Raw genomic sequence first — 17,991 nt, forward strand, 5'->3', positions numbered from 1 at the left:
ATCAACCCCTTTGGCGGGCATTTCCCTCGGGCGCCGCCCGACCGCGGAACTGCGCCCATCACGGGCTTGTCTCTCCCCCGCCTCATGCCCACCCTTGCCAATCCCATGAACGAAAACCAATTCTGGCATAGCACCGACGGCCAGATTTTGACGGTGAAGACGAAGAACGGCGGCGACGTCGTGGGCCTGACCCTGGCCTTCTGGCCGCGCCACCCCGCCGAGATGGAATTCCTCAAGGCGCACCTCGCCGACCTGCGCTTCACCGAGCGCTCCTCGCTCGCGCGCATCGGCATCGAGATGATCGCCCAGGGCGCGCCGACCGTCGACGGCCACCGCCTCGTGCTCGAGGTCGTCTCCTCGCTCTACGACCCGAGCTTCCCCAACGCGCCCTACTGGAAGAAACTCCTGCGCCCCGGCGTGCCCGCCGGCCGGCTCTTCTACGCGCCCGCCGCCGCCAAGCTCTCGACCAAGGAAATCTGGGACGCCGTGCAGGCCAACCAGCTCAAGCTCCCGCACACGACCTCGATCGACTCGCAGGGCCGCGTCTTCTTCACCCCGCACGCCGTCAGCTACACGCTCAGCCCGCGCCTGCAGCGCCTGAACTTCGAGCACATCGTCTCCGGCTACGCCGGCCGCAGCTTCATCGACAAGGTCCAGGTCCGCCACGACGCCTCGCCGCTCACCATCCCGCCGCGCGCCGGCATCCTCACCAGCTGCTCCATGTATCTGAAGGAGCACTTCGTCGTCCTCAGCCCCGGCGAGGGCAACTTCGGCCTGCACACCAGCGCCGTGCTGCTCGATCCGGTGAAGACGTTCGGCACGAACGTCATGTTGGAAATCTACAACAAGGGCGACCAGCCCGTCGTGAACCCCATGGTCTCCGTCGAGGTCTTCCGCAGCCCGCCGCCCGAGGACACCGGGTTCAAGGCCCTCGCCAAGCGCCGCACGCGCCTGCTCTCGACCGTCAGCACGCTCTACAAGTGCCTCGACGACTACCCCGCCGTCCCCTCCGCCGGCGCCAAGCCCAAGACCAACATCACCGTCCGCGGCCAGAGCGCCACGATCGAGAACCGCGCCGTCCTCATCCGCGCCAACGACGACGAACTCAAGAAGGGCCTCGAGGCCGGCAGCTGCCCGCTCGGCGCCCACACCATGATCGAGGCGCTCGACAGCGCGCCGGCCGACGCCGACACGCTCGTGGTCGACTACTTCCCCGACCTGCTCGAGCACATGGAGCTCATCACCCGCCTCGGCGACGTGAAGCTCAAGCGCCTCATCTTCCGCAAGGCCTCGCGCACCCACGGCTACTTCCTCTCGTCGAACGCCCACGCCCGCCTCGACACCTTCAACTCCCTCGGCATCCCCGTCTACTGGCACGACGAGATGACCAACGACCTCTACCTCCACACCTACAAGAAGGACCACGGCTTCTTCGTGCGCGAGGAGATGGCGAAGAAGTTCCAGGAGTCGCCCATCCTCGCCTTCTACGGCTCGGCTGTGCAGCTCGACGCCGACGACACCTCCCGCATCGCCTCGCTGGTCGACAAGCTCGGCACCTTCATCGGCCCGAACATCGGCGTGCTCACCGGCGGCGGCGGCGGCGTCATGCGCCTCGCCACCGAGACTGCGCGCTCGAAGGGCGCGCTCACCGGCGCGTGCTTCCTCGAACTCGAGGCCCAGCCGCCCGAGCTCGGCGTGGACTTCTTCAACACCTTCCAGGAAACCTCGCGGCACTTCCGCCAAAAGTGGTTCGAAGTCGCCGATTTTTGCATCTTCAACGTCGGCGGCGTCGGCACGCTCGAGGAGATCGGCATCGAACTCTGCAACCTCAAGCTCGGCATCCGCCCGCGCACACCCTACGTCTTCTTCGGCTCCGGCTTCTGGAAGGACCTGGAGAAACAGGTCGCGCACATGATCCGCGAGAAACGCGCCCCCGCCTGGATGAAGGACTACATCCTGTTCTCCGAAGATCCCGACGAGGTCCTCCGCTTCTACCGCAAGACGCTGCAGGTGCTCTGACCCGCACCGCCGAAGGGCAGCGCCGCTACCCCGACGACAAACGTCGGCCGAGAAACCGCGCCCCGCGCCCGGTCGGCAGCCGCGCATCTTCGGCGCATCGCTGCCGAAAATTCCGCCCGGCACCGGCGGGAACGCCGCCCCCGCGCGATCGGCTCAGCGGGCCGGCGGCCGCGGATTTTTCGCCGTCACGAACCGGCGCTCCATCTTCGCCGCGTCATGCGCATCCGCGGGCTGGACGCGGCCGGGCAACCGTGTCCATCTGTGTCCCACCTGTGGCTCACGAGAAACTCCTCCTCCGTCCTCGTCGTCGGTTCCGGCGGGCGCGAGCACGCGCTCGTCCGCTCGCTCCTCGCCTCGCCCGCCCACCCGCGCGTGCTCTGCGCCCCGGGAAACGCCGGCATCGCGCAGGACGTGGCGTGCTTCGCCGTCGCCGCCGACAACGTCGCCGGCCTGGTCGAGCTCGCGCAGCGCGAGCAGGTGGCCTTCGTCGTCGTCGGACCCGAAGTGCCGCTCTCGCTCGGCCTCGTCGACGCCCTCGCCGCCGCCGGCATCCCCGCCTACGGCCCGAAGGCCGACGGCGCCCGCCTCGAAGCCTCGAAGGTCTTCACCAAGCAGGTCCTGCTCAAATACGGCATCCCCACCGCGCCCGCGGGCATCTTCACCGCCGTCGAGCCCGCGCTCGACTACGTGCGCCGCCGCGGCGCGCCGATCGTGATCAAAGCCGACGGGCTCGCGGCCGGCAAAGGCGTCGTCGTCGCCCAGACGCTCGCCGAAGCCGAAGCCGCCGTGCACGACATGCTCGCGGGCAACAAATTCGGCTCCGCCGGCAGCCAGATTCTGGTCGAGGACTGCATGTTCGGCGACGAGACCTCGATCCTCGTCGTCGTCTCCGGCCGCGACTACGTCATCCTGCCCGTCTCGCAGGACCACAAGCGCGTGGGCGACGGCGACACCGGCCCGAACACCGGCGGCATGGGCACCTACTCGCCCGCCGAGGTCGTCACGCCCGCGCTGCTCGCGCGCATCGAGCGCGAGATCGTGCAACCCTCCGTCGACGCGATCGCGCGCGAAGGCATCGATTTCCGCGGCACGCTCTTCATCGGCATCATGCTCACCGCCGCCGGCCCGAGCGTGCTGGAATACAACACGCGCTTCGGCGACCCCGAGACGCAGGTCGTGCTCCCCGCCTGAAAACCGACCTGCTCGCGCTGCTCTGGCGCGCCGCCACTGGCCGGCTCGCCGGCACCTCGCTCGAGGTTCGCCCCGAGGCCGCGCTCTGCGTCGTCGTCGCCGCGCGGGGTTATCCGGAGAAATTCCCCAAGGGCGACGTCATCACCTTCCCCGCCGCGCTGCCGCCCGGCACGACGATCTTCCACGCCGGCACGGCGAAAACGCCGCCGGCGACATCGTGACCGCCGGCGGCCGCGTCCTCGGCGTCACCGCGCTCGCGCCGACGCTGCGCGAGGCCGCCGACCGCGCCTACGCCGCCTGCGACGCGCTCCAGTGCGCGTCGAAGTATTTCCGCCGCGACATCGGCGCCCGCCAGCTCAACCGCCGATGAAATCTCTCCGCGCCTGCTTGGCTGTCCTCTCGCTCGCCGCCCTCCCGGCGCTCGCCGACCCGGCGCCCCCGGCGGCATCCGCCGTGCCCGCCCCGGCGGCGAAGCCCGCCGCGTCCGACGCCGGCGACCTTGGCGAGGGCCTCGGCTACGTCCGCGTGCATCGCCTGGCCGACGCGCTGCCCGAGCTCGAGCGCCGCCTGTCCTCGGACCCGGCGCTCGTGGTCGACCTGCGCTACGCCAAAGCGACGGAGCAGGACGTCCCGGCGCTGGCGCTCGCCCTCGCCCGCCGCGCGGCTGCCGCGCCGCTGTTCGTGCTCGTTTCTCCCCAGACGCCCGCGGTGCTCGTGCCCGCCTTGATCAAGATCGTGCCGCCGGCGCTCACGCTTGGCATCGACGGCTCGCTGCCCGCGCCCGCCGTCGTCGTCGCCCAGCCGGCCGAGGTCGACCGCCGCGCCTACGACGCGTTCGACGGCGGCATGACGCTCGCGGCGCTCGTGACGGGCAAGATCGAGAAGGAGCGCTTCGACGAGGCCGAGCTGGTGAAGGAGTTCCAGAACGGCAACGCCAACGCCGCCCCGCCGCCCGAGCCCGATCCCAGCAAGCCCGCCACCGACCAGGCCCCCGTCCTCACCGATCGCGTGCTGCAGCGCGCCCTGCACCTCCACCGCGCGTTGGCGGCCCTGCGGCGCAGCTAAGTCGTTCGCGCCCGCGGCGCGGGCCGGTGACGCGGCGCGTCCGCCCTTTGGCTTGCAGCGCGCGGGTTACTGCTTACCGCTTGGCGGACCCAGCATGCCAGATCCCGGCCACATCATCGTCGTCTGCACAGCCAACATCTGTCGCAGCCCCATGGCCGAAGGTCTGCTGGCCCACGCGCTCGCAGCCGAGGACGGACCGCTCAAGCACCTCCGGGTCGTCTCCGCCGGCGTCGCCGCCCGCGCCGGCGAGCGCGTGTCGGAGAACTCCGTCGCCGCGCTGAAGAAGGTCGGCATCGACATCGCCGGCCACCGCGCCCGCCCGCTCACGCAGGAGATGCTCGACCACGCCCTCCTGGTCCTGTGCATGACGGAGTCGCACCGCAGCCTGATCGAGCTGCAGGCCTCGCCGCCGCCGCCGCGCCTGCACCTCTTCCGCGAATTCCTGCCCGCCGGCGCCAGCCGCGAGATCGCCGATCCGTTCGGCGGCCCGCTCAAGCTCTACGAGCTCAGCCGCGACGAGATGGTCGAGGCCATCCCGAGCATCCTCGCGCAGCTGAAGACGCTCCCGCTGCCGCCCGCCGCCTCCTAGCCCGCCTTTCCGCCGCCCGCGCGAAATCCAAAATCCAACTCCCAACTCGTTCGATGTCGCTCAACTCCGCTCCCCTCGCCCAGCTCGATCCCGCCCTGCACGCCGCCATCGCCGGCGAGCTCTCGCGCCAGCAGCACCACATCGAGCTGATCGCCTCGGAAAACTTCACCTACCCGGCCGCCATGGAGGCGCAGGGCAGCGTGCTGACCAACAAATACGCCGAGGGTTACCCGGCCAAGCGCTGGTATGGCGGCTGCGAGCAGGTCGACGTCGTCGAGACCCTCGCCATCGAGCGCGCCAAGCAGCTCTTCGGCGCCGAGCACGCCAACGTCCAGCCCCACTCCGGCGCCCAGGCCAACACCGCCGTCTACGCCGCCGTGCTCTCGCCCGGCGACAAGGTCCTCGGCATGAACCTCAGCCACGGCGGCCACCTCACCCACGGCAACCCGGCCAACTTTTCCGGCAAACTCTACGCCTTCTGCCAATACGGTGTCCGCGAGGACAACGGCCTGATCGATTACGACGAGCTCGCCGCCGTCGCCCAGCGCGAGCAGCCCAAAATGATCACCGTCGGCGCCTCCGCTTACTCGCGCACCATCGACTTCGCGCGCATGGGCGAGATCGCCCGCTCGGTCGGCGCCTACCTCTTCGCCGACATCGCCCACATCGCCGGCCTCGTCGCCTCCGGCCACCACCCGTCGCCGGTGCCGCACGCCGACTTCGTCACCACCACGACGCACAAGACCCTCCGCGGCCCGCGCGGCGGCCTCATCCTCTGCAAGGCGGCCCACGCCAAGGCGGTCGACTCCGCCGTGTTCCCCGGCACCCAGGGCGGCCCGCTCATGCACGTCATCGCCGCCAAGGCCGTCTGCTTCGGCGAGGCGCTCAAGCCCGAGTTCAAGGCCTACTCCGGCCAGGTGGTGAAGAACGCGAAGGCCCTCGCCGACGCCATGGTCGCCCGCGGCTACAAGATCGTCTCCGGCACGACCGACAACCACCTCATGCTCGTCGACCTCCGCGCCAAGCTGCCCAACCTCACCGGCAAGGTCGCCCAGGAGACCCTCGATAAGGCCAACATCACCTGCAACAAGAACACCGTGCCGTTCGAGACGCGCTCGCCGTTCCAAGCCTCGGGCATCCGCCTCGGCTCGCCGGCGATGACGACCCGCGGCTTCGGCCCCGCCGAGTTCGAGCAGGTCGCCGAGCTGATCGACCGCGTCCTCGTCGCCATCGGCACCGAACAGGAAGCCGCCACCCTGGCGGACGTGAAGGCCCGCGTCGTCGCGCTCACCGGCCGCTTCCCGCTCCCCTACCGCGCCTGATGGAAAAACCCGCCGCGCTGTCGGCACTCGTCGCCCACCGCCGCGCGCTCGTCGCCGCGGTCGTGGCCCTCGGCGTGGCGTTTTCCGCGGTCGGCTGGTGGTTCGTGCGCAACACCGAGGAGCGCCGCATCGACGCGGCGTTCCAGCGCCGCTCCTCCGTGCAGGTGCGACTGGCCCGCGAGCGCCTCGAGCTGCACGAGGAGATCGTCCGCGGCCTGCGCGCCTACATGGAGAACTCCGACGACGTCACCGCCGCCGAGTTCGCCACCTACACCCGCCCGCTGCTCGAGCGCCTGCCCGCCGCACGGGCCTTCGAGTGGGCGCCGCGCGTGCCCCGCGCGCAGCGCGCGGATTTCGAGGCCGCGCACGCCCGGGCCCGGCCGGGCTTCCGCCTCTGGGAACGCGACGTCTCCGGGCAGATCGGCACCGCCGCCGTCCCCGCGCGCGACCGCCCGGAGCACTGGCCCATCACCTTCGTCGAGCCGGTCGCGGGCAACGAGTCCTCGTTCGGCTTCGACCTCTTCGGCAGCGTCGTCACCCGACCCATGCTCGACGCCGCCCGCGCCACCCGCACCATGCACGCCAGCCCGCAGGTGCGGCTCATCCGCACCAAGGAGCAGGACCGCGGCGCCGGCGTCATCTTCATCGAGCCGGTCTTCCGGCCCGACGCCCCCGGCTCCGGCCCCGACGGCTTCGCCGGCTTCATCCAGGCGATCTTCTCCGTCGATTCCCTCCTCAAGCAGGTCCACACGGAGGCGGCCGACGACGCGGTCGACCTGGCCTACTTCGACGACAGCGCGCAATTCGCGCACCTGCAGCTCCTCTACGCCCGCATCGACGGCCACGAATACAGCGGCAGCCGCGACGCCGCGCCCTCCGCCATCGTCGCCCCGCCCTTCCCCGCTCCGGGCAGCGACGCCGTCAGCGAGACCTTCAGCGTCGGCGGCCGGACCTGGCGGCTCGTCGTCGCCCCCAACGCCGCCTGGGTCGCGCAGCAGCGCACGAGCATCCCCGGACTCGTGCTCGCGGTGCTGCTCGCCTTCACCGCCCTCGCCGCGCTCTTCACCCACGCGCTCCTCTCCCGCACCGCCGGCATCGAGAGCGAGGTCGCGCTGCGCACCGCCGAGCTCGCCGAGAGCGAACGCCGCCTCGCCTCGCTGCTCTCCGACATGCCCGGCGCCGCCTACCGGTCCGAGCCGCACGAGCCGTTCCGCACCACGTTCGCCAGCGAGGGCATCCAGGAGCTCTGCGGCTACGGCCCGGAGGAGTTCGTCTCCGGCCGCGTGAACTGGGAGAGCCTGATGCGCGCCGAGGACGTGCCCGACGCCAACCGGCGCGTGGCCGCCGCGCTGGCGCAGCACCAGACCTTCGAGCTCGAATACCGCATCCGCCACCTCGACGGCCGCGAGCGCCACATCTGGGAACGCGGCCACGGCGTCTACGACGACGCCGGCCGGGTCGTCGCCCTCGAGGGCCTGATGGTCGACGCCACCGCCCGCGAGGAGGCCGAGGCCCGCGCCCGCGAGTTCGACCGGCAGATCGTCGAGACGCAGAAGCTCGAAAGCCTCGGCGTGCTCGCCGGCGGCATCGCCCATGACTTCAACAACATCCTGACCGCCGTCCTCGGCAACGCCTCGATCGCCCGCCAGACCCTGCCGGCCGCCGATCCCCTGCACGTCCAGCTCCAGCAGATCGAGAAGGCCGCGCGCCGCGCCGCCGAGCTCTGCGCCCAGATGCTCGCCTACGCCGGCAAGAGCCAGCTCAGCACCGCGCGCGTCGACCTCTCCGAACTCGTCCGCGACACCACCCAGCTGCTCGAGGTCACGCTCGGCAAGAGCACGCGCCTGCACCTCCGGCTCACCACCGACCTCCCGCACGTCCAGGCCGACGCGACCCAGATCCGCCAGATCGTCATGAACCTCGTGATCAACGCCGCCGACGCCATCGGCGACCGCGCCGGCGAGGTCGTGCTGCGGACGTTCACCGCCGACCTGACGCGCGAGGAGCTGCAGGCGGCGGTCCAGCATCCGGACCTGCCCTCCGGCCGCTACGTCGGGCTCGAGGTGCGCGACAACGGCAGCGGCATGCCCGCGGAGATGCTGGCGCGCATCTTCGAGCCGTTCTTCACCACGAAATTCTCCGGCCGCGGCCTCGGCCTCTCCGCCGTGCTCGGCATCATCCGCAGCCACCGCGGCGCGCTCTTCGTCGAGTCGCAGGTCGGCGTCGGGTCGACCTTCCGCCTGCTGCTGCCCGCCGCGACCGCCCCGGTCGCCGCCGTGCAGCCCAGTCCGGTCCCGGCGGCCCGCACCGCGGATTCGCCCGGGCTCCCCGCGCTGCGCGGCACCGTGCTCGTGGTCGACGACGAGGCGCACGTGCGCGAGATGACCACGCTCGCGCTCGAGATGGCCGGGCTGGAGGTGATGCAGGCGTCCGACGGCGAACGGGCGCTGCAGCTCTGCCGCGAGCATCCCGAGATGATCGACCTGATCCTGCTCGACCTCACCATGCCTGGCCTTTCCGGCGAGGAAACCCTCCGCCGCCTCCGCCTCCAGGGGCGTCGCAAAAGGTGATCCTGATCAGCGGCTACAGCGCCGCCGACACCGCCCGCCGCTGCGCCCAGCTCGGCGCCGTGGCCTTCCTGCAGAAGCCGTTCGAGATTTCCGCCCTGCACGCCGAGCTGCGCAAGCACCTCGGGGAGCGCAGCCGCGCCCGTGACGGACGGCCGCGAACCCGCCCGCCGGCCGGAATAAGCCCGCCCGCCGGCGCGTCACAGGCCGATTAATCCCGTGTTGACCCGCGAAACGGGCTTTGCGCGGGGGCGTCTTTCCGCCAACGTGCCCCCTCCTGTGTCCACGCCGTCCTCTCCGCCCAAACCGCTCTCGCTCGGCGTCATCTTCCTGACGCTCTACATCGACCTGATCGGTTTCTCGATTTTCTTCCCGCTCGGACCGGAGCTCCTGCGCTACTACATCGCCCACGAGCCGGCGGGGGGCCTCTTCACCGGCGTCTTCGGCTGGTTCCAGAACTTCGCCCACTCGTCCCACGTGCCGGAGATGGCCACCGGCGCGCTCTTCGCCGGCATCATCGCGTCGCTCTACGCGTTCATGCAGTTCCTGTTCTCGCCGTTTTGGGGCGCACGCTCGGACCGCATCGGCCGGCGGCCGGTGCTGCTGCTGACCGTGGCGGGCAACGCCCTCAGCTACCTGCTGCTCGTGTTCAGCGGTTCGTTCGTGGTGTTTCTCCTCAGCCGCATCCTCGGCGGCATCATGGGCGGCAACCTCGCCGTGGCGGTCGCCTCCGTGGCCGACGTCACCTCGCGCGAGAACCGCGCCAAGGGCATGGGCATCGTCGGCGCGGCGTTCGGCCTCGGCTTCCTCACCGGCCCCACCATCGGCGGCCTCACCTCGGGCTTCAACCTGCTCACCGCCCATCCCGGCCTCGCCGCCTGGGGCTTGCATCCGTTCAGCGTGCCGGCGCTCATCGCGCTCGGCCTGTGCGCGATCAACCTGGTCTGGATCGGCGCGCGCTTTTCCGAGACGCTGCCGCCGGAACGCCGCGGCACCGGCCTCACCCTGCGCGAGCGCAACCCGCTCCGCGCGCTCCTCACGCTGCCCGACCGCGCCATCCGCCGCGCCAACGTCGTCGGCTTCGTCCTGACCTTCGGCTTCAGCTTCTTCGAGACGCTGATCACCTTCTTCATGGCCGACCGGTTCAACTACACCCCGCGCGACCTGGTGAGCATCTTCGTCTACAACGGCACCGTCTCGATCCTGACGCAGGGCGTGCTCGTGCGGCGCATCGTCCCGCGCATCGGCGAGAAGCGCGGCGCCGTTCTCGGCCTCGCCGGCGTCGCGCTGGGCATGCTCGGCATCGGCCTCTCCGTCGGACTGGCGCGCTCGGTGCCGCTGCTGTTCGTGGCGCTGACGTTCTGCTCCGTCGGCTCCGGCTTCGCCAACGTCGGCCTCTCGTCGCTCATCTCGCTCTACGCCTCCGCCGAGGAGCAGGGCAAGGTCACCGGCATCTTCCGCTCGCTCGGCTTCCTCGCGCGGGCGTGCAGCCCGATCGCCGCCGGCATCCTCTTCTTCCAGGTCGGCGGCACCGCCGCCTTCACCATCGCCGCGGCGCTGCTCGGCGTGTCGTTCGCGATGAGCACGGCGCTGCCCCAGCCGCACAAATGAACCGCGCCGCGCCGAGGACCGCCGGGGGATGGACGCGCCTTCGCCGGCCGTTCCCGCTCCTCTGCCTGCTGGCCTCCGCCCTCTGGCTCGCCCTCGCCACCGGCTGCGCGAACTTCCCCTTCGGCCGCGGCCCGGGCCAGACCTTCGTCCAGACCAAGCCCGCCGCCCTGCCCGCCCGCGTCCTCGGCAACTATTTCATCGTCGAGGCCGAGCAGATCGACGGCACGGTGCGCCGCTTCCTCGTCGACACCGGCTCGACCGCCACCTTCGTCTCGCAAAATCTCGCCAAGGCCATCGGCCAGCGGGAGCGCGACGCCGCCAAGCGCACCGTCCCCGTCCGCTCCGCCAACAACGGCGAGATCACGCTCGAGACCGTGACGCTGAAGCGCCTCCAGCTCGGCGAGGCCAAGTTCGACCGCGTGGCGGCGCTCGTCTACGACTTCGAGGAGCTCTCCGCGCACCTCGGCCTCACCATCGACGGCCTGATCGGCTTCCCCGTCTTCCGCAACACGCTGCTCACGCTCGACTACCCGCACGCCCAGCTCGTCATCGCGCCGCACCAGCCCGGCGCCGCCCTGCCGCGCTCCGCCGGCCGCGTGGCCGTGATCGCCTTCAACAACGAGCAGGGCACGCCCTTCATTCCGGTGCAGCTCGGCAACGAATCGTTCGTCGTGCTGGTCGACTCCGGCAGCGACGGCGGCCTGCAGCTCAATCCCGTCGGCCTGCACCCGCGCTTCGCCTTCGGCCCGCGCGCCGGCACGCTGGTGTCGTCGATCTCGGGCGACCGCGCGCAACAGGTCGGCCGCCTCGGGCAGAACCTCCTCCTCGGCACGCACGTGGTCGAGCAGCCCGTGGTCGACGTCACCGACCAGCTCTCGTCGATCGGCGGCGAGCTGCTGCGGCATTTCGCGGTGACCTTCGACCAGCGACGCAACTACGCGACCTTCACTCGCGACACCGACGGCCCCGTGCGCATCGAGCCGCGGCGCAGCACCGGCCTGTCCTTCTCGCGCGCCGCCGCCTACTGGCGCGTGCTGCGCATCGTGCCCGACACGCCGACCACCCAGCTGGGCCTGCAGCCCGGCGACCTCGTCGTCCGCATCAACGGCGAGCCGGTCGCCGGCTGGAGCTACGAGCGCTACGCCGCGCTCCTCGCGAGCGCCGCGAAAGTCACCTACACCTTCCTCACCGGCACGCGCGAATACGACGTCGAGATCCCGGTGTTCGAGCTGGTGCCGTAGGCGGCGGACCGCCGCGGGCTAGCCCCGCCGCAGCAGGAACGCCCCCGCGCCGTCGTGGCCGTCGGCCCAGGGATAGGCGAGGATGTGCCGCTCGAGCGTCCACGGCGTGCGCGCGTCCTTCAGGAAGCGCTGCACGACCTCCTCGTTCTCCGCCGGGTCGATGCTGCAGGTGGAGTAGACGAGGCGGCCGCCCTCGCGCACGAGGCGCGCGGCGGCGCGGAGCAGCGCGAGCTGTTGCGCGGCGTGCTTGGCGAAGTCGCCCTCCTGCAGGCGCCACTTCACGTCGATGCGGTGGCGCATCACGCCGGTGTTGCTGCATGGCGCGTCGAGGAGCACGGCGTCGTAGCTCTCGGGCAGGTTGAATTCCTTGAAGAAGCGCGGGCCGGCCTGGCGCAGGTCGCCGGGCATCAGCGCGACTTCCACGCCGGACGGCACGCGGGTCAGGTTCTCCTTCAGGCGCTCGAAACGCACATCGCGCTCGCCCTCGGCGGCGGGCAGGTCGAGGGCGACGATGCGGCCGGTCCGCATGACGTCGGCCATGAACAGGCTCTTGCCGCCGGGCGCGGCGCAAGCGTCGAGGATCGTCTCGTTCGCGGCGGGCGCGAGCAGCTCGATGCACAGGCGCGTCGACGGGTCCTGGAGATAAAGCGCCCCTTTTCGGGCCAAATCGCGGATCTCGTCCCAGTGGCCGGCCTTCACCTCGAAATAAGCCGGCCACTTCGTCGGGGTGAGGAACTCCGGGGGCGCCTCCGCGCTCCGCCAGCGGGCGTAGACCGGCGCGGGCTGCTGGTTCCACTCCAAGAGCTGGCGCGTGGCGTCGGTCCCGAATTGCTTTTCCCATCGCGCCACCAGCCAGGCCGGGTGGGCGTAGGCCTCGGCCACCGTCGCCGGCGCCTGGGCGAGCCGAGCGGCCAGCTTGCGGGCCACGGCGTTGATCAGACCGGCCTCCTTCGCGCTGGCGACGCGCTTGGCCTTCTCGACCGCGTGGTGGACGATCTTGGCCGGCTCGGCGCCCGGCTCGAGCAGCTCGAAACCGGCCACGAAAAGCACGGCGCGGACCTTCGTGCGCGGCGCCCGCGCCATCAGGCCGGCGAGCGCGGCGTCCAGCCGGTCCGCCCAGCGCACGACGCCATAAAAAAGGTGCTGCGCCCGCGCGCGTTCCTGTGCCGGCAGACCCGGCGTAAGTTGTTCCAGCAGCGTGTCCACACGCGCCTGGGTCGCGAGCCAGCGCTCGGCGAGCAGCACGGCGGTTTCCCAACCGTCCGAACCGGGTTTGAGGGAGTGGGAGCGGGGCTTAGGGAAACCCTGTTTGACATCGCTGCGCATTACGGACTGAACTAACCCTTTCAACGACTCGCTACGCAAATATGAATTCCGAGGCCATCTCCGCGATCACCGCCAAAAATCCCGCCCTCAAGGCGTCGAAAGCCAAGCTGGAGGCGATGGAACCCGGCGCTTACGTGATGCATCGTTCCTGGGGTTTCGGCCAGATCAAGAGCTACGACGAGTCCGCCGGAAAGCTCGTGATCGATTTCAAGGGCAAGAAGTCCCACGCCATGGACCCGGCGTTTTGCATCAACACCATGGAGGTCCTCCCGGCCAAGCACATCCTCGCCCGCAAGGAGACCGAGGCGGCCAAGATCGCCGAGCTGATCGAGAACGATCCCGTGCAGCTCGTGATCGACACCCTTTCCGCCTACCCGAACAAGGCCTGCTCCGCCATCGAGCTCGAATCGACCCTCTCGCAGGTCATCGGCGAGGAGAAGTTCAAGCGCTGGTTCTCCAACGTTAAGAAGCAGCTCATCAAGGACCCGCGCGTCGGCGTCCCGGCCAAGAAGACCGAGGTCTACGTCGTTCGCGAGGAGCCCGTCTCCGCCGAGGACGAGATCCTCGAGGCCTTCGGCACCACCCGCTCCGCCCGCCGCCGCATCACGCTGGCCGAGGACCTCCTCGCCGCCTCGATCAAGGAGGAAGCCAAGCCCGGCCTGCAGTCCGTCCTCAACGGCCTGACCGAGGCCGTCCGCGATTCCAACCAGCTCGACGCCGCCGAGCGCCTCTACGGCGCCTTCGTCCGCGACGAACTCGCCCGCATCCTCGGCCACGACAGCGCCAAGCTGAACCCGCCCCAGGCCGAGCTGATCAAGGAGGTCCGCGGCCTCAGCGCCATCGCCGAGAAGATCCCAGTCCACTTCCAGGCGCGCTTCCTCGACCTCGTGAAGGAGACGCACCCGCTCGAGTGGCGCGAGATCGTCTTCGCCCTCCTCAAGACCTCGCAGGGCAAGTTCACCACCGAGTGCATCAACTTCCTCGTCGAGCACGGCCAGTCCGAGGAGCTCGCCCAGACCCTCGTCCGCTGGAAGACCGAGCAGAATCTCCGCGCGCCGGTGCTGCTCTGGGTGATCAAGAACCGCCACTCGAAGAAGTTCGCCAAACTGCTCAACAACCTCGTCACCCCGCGCCTGCTCTCCGCCATCTTCTTCGCCATCGACTACGAGGCGCTGCAGTCCGCCGGCACGCGCCGCATCCCGCTGGCCGAGGCCCTGAGCGACGATCCGGAGCTGATCTCCGACCTCCTCGCCACCGCCGACACCGAGACGGCCCGCGACCTCGCCAACACCTTGCTCCTGAACCAGGGCTTCGAGGAACTGACCAAGAAGTCCCTCCTCGCCCGCTTCATCAAACTCTTCCCCTCCCTCCAGGCGCTCGTCGCCGGCGACGCGGAGGCCAAGGACGAGCAGCTCATCGTCTCGCGCACCAGCTACGAGAAGAAGCGCACCGAATACGAGGAGATCGTCTCCAAGCGCATCCCGGACAACTCCAAGGCTATCGCCACCGCCCGCGAGCACGGCGACCTCCGCGAGAACTCCGAGTTCAAGATGGCGAAGCAGGACCAGTCCGTGCTCATGGCGCAGAAGGCCCAGCTCGAACGCGACCTCGCCCGCGCCCGCATCTCCGACTTCACCGACGCCACGACCGACCAGGTCTCCGTCGGCACGATCGTCGACCTCCGCGAAGTCGCCACCGGCAAGGCCGTCCGCTACACCGTGCTCGGCGCGTGGGACTCCGATCCCGACAACCACGTCATCGCCTACAAGACCCCGCTCGGCCAGGCCCTGCTCGGCCGCAAGGTCGGCGAGCACGTGAAGCTCAAGATCGCCGGCGTGAACCACGAATACCAGGTCGCCGGCATCGCCCGCTACGGCGCCTGAGCGCCCGCTCCTCTCCCACGGCCGCGACGCCAGTCGCGGCCTTTTGTTTTGCGCCCCGCCGCGGAGGACAGGCCGCGCTTGCGCCGGGCGACGGTCGCGGTGCGTCCGCGCTGCGCCGCGGGCCGCTCCGCCGGCCATCGCCGCGGCGCGGCCGCCCGGGCCTTTTGATTTGTCAACGCCCGCCGCGTCCGGAATCGTGGCCGGACCTGCCGATGTTTTTCAAAGGCCTGCTCATCGGATTCGCCATCGCCGTGCCCGTCGGCCCGATCGGCTTTCTCTGCCTCCGCCGCACGCTCGTCTACGGCCGCATCACGGGCTTCGTCTCCGGCCTCGGCGCGGCCACGGCCGACGCGCTCTACGGCCTGATCGCCGCCTTCGGCCTGACCGCGATCTCGTCGTTCCTCATGCGCATGGAGTCGTGGCTCCAGTTCTTCGGCGGCCTGTTCCTCGTCGGGCTCGGCCTCAAGACCGCGCGGGCCAAGCCGCCGCCGAAGACGGCCGACGCCCCGCCGCCCCCGACCCGCAGCTGGCAGGCCGCCTACCTCTCCACGCTCGCCCTCACGCTCACCAGCCCGGCCACCGTGCTGGCCTTCGTCGCCATCTTCGCCGGCGTCGGCCTCGGCGTCTCGGCCCACAGCCCGCTGCACGCGCTCGAGCTCGTCGCGGGCGTCTTCACCGGCTCGGCCGTGTGGTGGCTGCTGCTCAGCCTCGGCGCCGGCGCGCTGCGCGACCGCCTGCACGCGCGCACGCTGCACTGGATGCACGTGATCTCCGGCCTCTGCATCATGGCCCTCGGCCTCTGGCAGGGCGTGCTGCTGGTCTCGAAGTGGCTCCCCTGAACCGGGCGCCGCGCTTGTAAACCCGCCCGCTTGCCCTCATACGGTTGCGCGCCATGGCCGATTCCTGGGACAGCCTGAAAATCCTCTCCGACCCCACGCGCCTGCGCGTGCTTGCGTTGCTGCTGAAGGAGGAGCTGTCGGTCGCCGAACTCCAGGACATCCTCGGCATGGCCCAGTCGCGCATCTCCTCGCAGCTCGCGCTGCTCCGCCAGGGCGGCTTCGTGCAGGACCGCCGCGAGGGCAAGAAGGCCTTCTATTCGCTGCGCGCCAACCTCCCGCCCAAGCAACTCGCGCTCCTGCGCGCCGCCTGCGACTCCGTGGCGGAACTGCCCGAGTCCGCCGAGGACCGCGAGAATCTCGACCGCGTGCTCCAGCGCCGCCGCCGCGTCTCCGAGCAGTATTTCAACCTCATCGCCGGCCGCCTCGGCAAGGGCTACTGCCCCGGCCGCTCTTGGGAGGCTCTCGGGCACCTCGCCCTGCGCCTCGTGCCCGCCATCACCGTCGCCGACCTCGGCGCGGGCGAGGGCCTGGTCTCGCAGCTGCTCGCCCACCGCGCCGAGCGCGTCTGGTGCATCGACAATTCGCCGAAGATGGTCGAGGTCGGCACCGAGCTGGCGAAGAAGAACGGCCTCGCCAACCTCAGCTACAAGCTCGGCGACATCGAGCAGGTGCCGCTGGCCGACAAGTCGGTCGACCTCGCCATCCTCTCGCAGGCCCTGCACCACGCCGCACACCCGCAGCGCGCCGTCGACGAGGCGTTCCGCATCCTCAAGCCCGGCGGCCAGCTCCTCGTGCTCGACCTCAAGGATCACACCTTCGAGAAGGCCCGCGAGCTCTACGGCGACCTCTGGCTTGGCTTCAAGGAGAGCGAACTCCACGCCTTCCTGAAGAAGGCCGGCTTCCAGAAGGTCGAGGTCACCACCGTCGCCCGCGAGGAAGGCGAGCCGCACTTCGAGACCCTCCTTGCCAGCGGCGCGAAGACCGCAAGGTAACGAGCCCGCCTCCGGCCTGCGGGCGAGGTGCTCTCAACCCGCGGCCCGACGGCCTCACTCGCCGGGTGCGTGCACCCGCCCCAAATCTGGCGGACTCGACGGCGAAACAGAGTCCGCGCCACACCTCACTCGCTCGTCATGATGAACTGCGGGCGCATCTCGAAGCTGTGGTAGTGCGGGCGCAGGCGGTCGGTGTTGTAGAACTTGTCGACGTTGACGAGCTTCTTGGTCGAGGTGATGACCTCGATCGGGAGGTTGTCGTAGCGGCCGTTCTTCAGCACCACGAGGCGCCCATGGATGCCCTGCATGATCAGGTCGAGCGCGAGGTTGCCGTAGGCCATCGGCACGATCGAGTCGACCGCATCGGGATCGCCGCCGCGCACGAGGTAGCCGAGGCGCTGGTTGATGCACTCGACCTTCTTGCCCCGGTTGAACTTCGGCGAGAGATCCTTCAGCCGCGACGCGACCATGTCGCCGATGCCGCCGAGCTTGGCGTGGCCGAACATGTCCTTCTCCGCGCTCTCGAAGACCATCTCCTCGCCCTCGAAGGAGGCGCCCTCGGAGACGAGCACGATGGAGTATTTGCTCGGGTTGTTGATCCGGTCGGAGACGAGCAGCTCGGTGAGCCGCTCGATGTTGAACTTCCACTCGGGAATGACGCAGCGGTTGGCCGCGCCGGCCATCGTCGGCAGCATCGCGGTGAAGCCCGCGTAACGGCCGAAGACCTCGACGACGAGGAAGCGCTCGTGCGAGCCGGCCGAGGTGCGGAGCGTGTTCACCAGGCTGATGGTGCGCGATACGCAGGTGCTGAAACCGATGCAGTAGTCCGTGCCGGGGACGTCGTTGTCCATCGTCTTCGGGATCGCGATCACCTTCACGCCGCGCTGGAACAGGTGCACGCCGTAGCTGAGCGTGTCGTCGCCGCCGATGGGGATGACGTGGTCGATGCCGAGCCACTCGAGGTTCTTCAGCACCTCGGGCGTGAGGTCGTTCATGTCGGCGTTGTAGGTGGCCTTGAGGTGCTCGGGCACGCTGGCCTTGGGCATGTGGCTCGGGCGCGTGCGCGAGCTGTGCAGGAACGTGCCGCCGGTGCGCCCGGCGCGGTTCACGATCTCCTCGGTGAGGTGGACGAAATACTCGCTGTTGTCGTGGTCCTTGTCGCGGATCATGGAGACGAGCCCGCTCCAGCCCTTGCGGATGCCGATGACCCTGTAGCCTTCGCGCAAGGCGCGAATCGTGACCGCACGAATCGCGGGGTTGAGTCCGGGCACGTCACCGCCGCCCGTCAGGATGCCGATCGTGCCCTTCGCTTTGAGGTTCGCCATGGTGGGGGTTCTCCGCTTGCC

Annotated in this window: 13 protein-coding genes and 1 pseudogene; 12 read left to right on the plus strand and 2 right to left on the minus strand. The window is 70.0% G+C overall.

Annotated features, from left to right (window positions below; genetic code table 11):
• Positions 1-105 precede the first annotated feature (105 nt).
• The 9 genes and pseudogenes from ACMYLB_RS19170 (at position 106) to ACMYLB_RS19210 (ending at position 11,605) form a co-directional block, all read left to right on the plus strand.
• Positions 106-2,019, plus strand: coding sequence for an LOG family protein (locus ACMYLB_RS19170; RefSeq protein ID WP_415908547.1), 1,914 nt, complete (start codon positions 106-108; stop codon positions 2,017-2,019).
• A gap of 216 nt (positions 2,020-2,235) precedes the next feature.
• A pseudogene (gene purD / locus ACMYLB_RS19175) lies at positions 2,236-3,580 on the plus strand (phosphoribosylamine--glycine ligase).
• Positions 3,577-4,275 carry a hypothetical protein gene (locus tag ACMYLB_RS19180; protein WP_415908548.1) on the plus strand — a complete coding sequence of 233 codons (699 nt, stop codon included), beginning with the start codon at positions 3,577-3,579 and terminating at the stop codon, positions 4,273-4,275. The pseudogene purD and the gene ACMYLB_RS19180 overlap by 4 nt, the downstream one beginning before the upstream one ends.
• Before the next feature lie 94 nt (positions 4,276-4,369).
• Positions 4,370-4,864, plus strand: coding sequence for a low molecular weight protein arginine phosphatase (locus ACMYLB_RS19185; RefSeq protein ID WP_415908549.1), 495 nt, complete (start codon positions 4,370-4,372; stop codon positions 4,862-4,864).
• Positions 4,865-4,917: 53 nt separating this feature from the next.
• A complete protein-coding gene (glyA, locus tag ACMYLB_RS19190; protein WP_415908550.1) occupies positions 4,918-6,186 on the plus strand; it encodes a serine hydroxymethyltransferase in 1,269 nt (422 codons plus the stop codon).
• The gene (locus ACMYLB_RS19195; RefSeq protein WP_415908551.1) at positions 6,186-8,756 is read left to right on the plus strand and encodes a CHASE domain-containing protein; all 2,571 of its coding nucleotides are present in this window, start codon (positions 6,186-6,188) and stop codon (positions 8,754-8,756) included. The genes glyA and ACMYLB_RS19195 overlap by 1 nt, the downstream gene beginning before the upstream one ends.
• Entirely contained in the window at positions 8,753-8,968 is a 216-nt protein-coding gene (locus tag ACMYLB_RS19200) for a hypothetical protein (protein ID WP_415908552.1), read from the plus strand. Before ACMYLB_RS19195 ends, ACMYLB_RS19200 begins: the two co-directional genes overlap by 4 nt.
• A 64-nt stretch (positions 8,969-9,032) precedes the next feature.
• The gene (locus tag ACMYLB_RS19205; protein ID WP_415908553.1) at positions 9,033-10,364 is read left to right on the plus strand and encodes an MFS transporter; all 1,332 of its coding nucleotides are present in this window, start codon (positions 9,033-9,035) and stop codon (positions 10,362-10,364) included.
• Complete coding sequence (locus ACMYLB_RS19210) at positions 10,361-11,605, plus strand: aspartyl protease family protein (RefSeq protein ID WP_415908554.1); 1,245 nt, start codon at positions 10,361-10,363, stop codon at positions 11,603-11,605. Before ACMYLB_RS19205 ends, ACMYLB_RS19210 begins: the two co-directional genes overlap by 4 nt.
• An 18-nt stretch (positions 11,606-11,623) precedes the next feature.
• Here ACMYLB_RS19210 and ACMYLB_RS19215 read toward each other — a convergent pair whose 3' ends face one another.
• Complete coding sequence (locus ACMYLB_RS19215) at positions 11,624-12,850, minus strand: RsmB/NOP family class I SAM-dependent RNA methyltransferase (RefSeq protein WP_415908555.1); 1,227 nt, start codon at positions 12,848-12,850, stop codon at positions 11,624-11,626.
• Positions 12,851-12,972: 122 nt separating this feature from the next.
• Here ACMYLB_RS19215 and ACMYLB_RS19220 point away from each other — a divergent pair, with 122 nt between their 5' ends.
• The 3 genes from ACMYLB_RS19220 (at position 12,973) to ACMYLB_RS19230 (ending at position 16,645) form a co-directional block, all read left to right on the plus strand.
• Positions 12,973-14,814, plus strand: a complete 1,842-nt coding sequence (locus ACMYLB_RS19220; protein WP_415908556.1) for a GreA/GreB family elongation factor — start codon at positions 12,973-12,975, stop codon at positions 14,812-14,814.
• 212 nt (positions 14,815-15,026) lie between these two features.
• Positions 15,027-15,653 (plus strand): LysE family translocator, encoded by a 627-nt coding sequence (locus tag ACMYLB_RS19225; RefSeq protein ID WP_415908557.1) that lies wholly within the window; start codon positions 15,027-15,029, stop codon positions 15,651-15,653.
• A 53-nt stretch (positions 15,654-15,706) separates the two neighbouring features.
• Positions 15,707-16,645: an ArsR/SmtB family transcription factor gene (locus ACMYLB_RS19230; RefSeq protein ID WP_415908558.1), complete on the plus strand. Its 939-nt coding sequence runs from the start codon at positions 15,707-15,709 to the stop codon at positions 16,643-16,645.
• Between the two features lie 125 nt (positions 16,646-16,770).
• Here the strand turns inward: ACMYLB_RS19230 and ACMYLB_RS19235 are convergent, their stop codons facing one another.
• The gene (locus tag ACMYLB_RS19235) at positions 16,771-17,970 is read right to left on the minus strand and encodes a 6-phosphofructokinase (protein ID WP_415908559.1); all 1,200 of its coding nucleotides are present in this window, start codon (positions 17,968-17,970) and stop codon (positions 16,771-16,773) included.
• Between the last annotated feature and the right edge of the window lie 21 nt (positions 17,971-17,991).

Source organism: Oleiharenicola sp. Vm1 (genome assembly GCF_047777955.1).
In the GTDB taxonomy this organism is placed as follows: domain Bacteria; phylum Verrucomicrobiota; class Verrucomicrobiia; order Opitutales; family Opitutaceae; genus Didemnitutus.

Coding starts and splice junctions, on each gene's coding strand:
- ACMYLB_RS19170 (WP_415908547.1), top strand. CDS start 106: ATGAACGAAAACCAATTCTGGCATAGCACCGACGGCCAGATTTTGACG.
- ACMYLB_RS19180 (WP_415908548.1), top strand. CDS start 3,577: ATGAAATCTCTCCGCGCCTGCTTGGCTGTCCTCTCGCTCGCCGCCCTC.
- ACMYLB_RS19185 (WP_415908549.1), top strand. CDS start 4,370: ATGCCAGATCCCGGCCACATCATCGTCGTCTGCACAGCCAACATCTGT.
- glyA (WP_415908550.1), top strand. CDS start 4,918: ATGTCGCTCAACTCCGCTCCCCTCGCCCAGCTCGATCCCGCCCTGCAC.
- ACMYLB_RS19195 (WP_415908551.1), top strand. CDS start 6,186: ATGGAAAAACCCGCCGCGCTGTCGGCACTCGTCGCCCACCGCCGCGCG.
- ACMYLB_RS19210 (WP_415908554.1), top strand. CDS start 10,361: ATGAACCGCGCCGCGCCGAGGACCGCCGGGGGATGGACGCGCCTTCGC.
- ACMYLB_RS19220 (WP_415908556.1), top strand. CDS start 12,973: ATGAATTCCGAGGCCATCTCCGCGATCACCGCCAAAAATCCCGCCCTC.
- ACMYLB_RS19225 (WP_415908557.1), top strand. CDS start 15,027: ATGTTTTTCAAAGGCCTGCTCATCGGATTCGCCATCGCCGTGCCCGTC.
- ACMYLB_RS19230 (WP_415908558.1), top strand. CDS start 15,707: ATGGCCGATTCCTGGGACAGCCTGAAAATCCTCTCCGACCCCACGCGC.
- ACMYLB_RS19235 (WP_415908559.1), bottom strand. CDS start 17,970: ATGGCGAACCTCAAAGCGAAGGGCACGATCGGCATCCTGACGGGCGGC.